This is a genomic window from Streptomyces palmae, from assembly GCF_004684805.1.
In the GTDB taxonomy this organism is placed as follows: Bacteria; Actinomycetota; Actinomycetes; order Streptomycetales; family Streptomycetaceae; genus Streptomyces; species Streptomyces palmae.
Genome location: NZ_SRID01000632.1, coordinates 1 through 1,841, shown reverse-complemented (window position 1 = coordinate 1,841; position 1,841 = coordinate 1). Strand labels below are relative to the sequence as shown.

1 protein-coding gene is annotated in these 1,841 nt (G+C 78.2%); it reads right to left on the bottom strand.

What is annotated here, in order from left to right; translation table 11 throughout:
• Nucleotides 1–38: 38 nt before the first annotated feature.
• Nucleotides 39–1,589: a phytoene desaturase family protein gene (locus tag E4099_RS31675; protein WP_135342537.1), complete on the bottom strand. Its 1,551-nt coding sequence runs from the start codon at nucleotides 1,587–1,589 to the stop codon at nucleotides 39–41.
• Nucleotides 1,590–1,841: the final 252 nt, after the last annotated feature.

Sequence of the window (1,841 nt, the reverse complement as noted above, 5' to 3'; positions counted from 1 at the left end):
GGTTGTGGGGAAGCCGGCGGGCGGGTCCGCGACGGGGGTTACTGGGAGCCGCGCCAGTCGGCGCCGGAGGTGATCAGCCCGGCGACCATCGCGCCCGACATCCCGGCGTGCGGCAGCCCGCCGCCCGGGTGAGCCCAGCCGCCCGCCAGATAGAGACCCGGCAGCGCGGTCAGGTTGCCCGGGTGCAGCAGCCGGCCGTCGGCCCCCGCCAGCGCCGGGGCGGGCACCGCGCCGCCCGCCGCACCGGTCTGCCCCGCGGTGTCGTACGGGGTGCGGACCTCGCGCCACAGCAGCCGGTCCCGCAGCCCCGGGACCGCCTGCTCCGCGACCGCCACCAGCCGGTCGGCGTACTCCTCGGCGATCGCGCGGTCGGACCAGTCCAGCAGGCCGTGCGCGGCCACGGTGGCGGTCAGGGTGACCGCCTCGTGCCCGGCGTCCGGCCGGCCGGCCGGGTCGTCGGGACGGAGCACCGTCACCGTGGGGTGCGGGCAGCGCGCCGGGGTACCGGAGCCGCCGCCGAACACGGCCGCCAACTCGGCGTCCCGGTCCCGGGCGTGCACCACCGTGCGGTGCACCGTGTCGACCGGACGGGCCCCGGCCAACGCCAGGAACACCATGAACCGGCCGGTGGCACCCGGTTCCGCGGTGCGCTCGGCGGCCCGCGCCGGCTGGACGTCGCCGTCCCGCCAGGGGCGCACCCCGTCGAGCAGGGGCGTCAACGCCGAGGGGGCGATCCCGGCGACCACCGCGTCCGCCTCAGCGGCGGAACCCCCCGCCAGCACCACTCCGGCGGCCCGCCCGTCCTCGACCGCGACGCCGGTGACCTCGGCCTCGAAGACGAACTCCACCTTCCGCGCCCGGCAGCGCTCGTACACCGCGTCGGCCAGCGCCCGCATGCCGCCCTGCGCGTACCAACTGCCGAAGGTCTGCTCCAGATACGGCAGCACGGTGGCGCTCGCCGGCGCCGTGCGCGGGTCCAGCCCGTGGGCGAGGGCATGGCTCTCCAGCAGGGCCACCGGTCCCGCGGCGCCCAGCTCCCGGGCCGCCACCTCGGCGAGCGTGCCGGGCCGCACCGGGCCGCGCCGGAACCAGCCGCGCCGCCGCACCGCCGGATAGGGATCCTCGCGCAACGCGGCCCAGTCCTCCCGCAGCGGCTCCTCCAGCAGTGGCCGGCGGGTGGCGTCCCATGCCTCCCGGGCCCGGTTGACCAGGTCGCCCCAGCGCTCGCCGGTGCCCGCGCCGAAGGCCTCGTCCAGGGCCCGGACCACGCCCGCCCGGGAGGCGTTGGGCAGTCGCAGGTCGGTGCCGTCCGGGAACACGTGCCGGGCGGCGGGGTCGACCTGCGCCAGCTCCACGCACCGCTCCAGCGGCTCCTTGCCGGTCTTGATGAACAGGTCGCGGTAGACGGCGGGCAGGTGCAGCAGGCCGGGCCCGGTATCGAAGCCGAAGCCCGCCCGCTCGAAGCGCCCCAGGGCGCCGCCGTGGGTGCTCCCGCGCTCGTACACCACCACCCGGTGGCCCGCGACGGCCAGCCGGGCGGCAGCCGCCATGGCGCCCATCCCGGCGCCGATCACCGCAATCCGTGCCATGCCCGTGACCCTATCCGGCGCCGCTGACAGCGCCTCGGCGAGGGCGGAGGGACTGAGTACGCGTACCTAGACACGGAGATGAGTACCCGCGCGGATGGGCCCGGCAGGCGCCGCGGGGGAGAGTTGGGGGCGCGGCAGGGACGCGGCCGACACCGCCGGCACGGGGCGGCGGAGCGCGGCGCGGCGTGACTGCCGGACGGGGGCCACCGCCCGGGGCACATGCGGTCCTTCGGCGGCGGCAGCGGGGGAGGC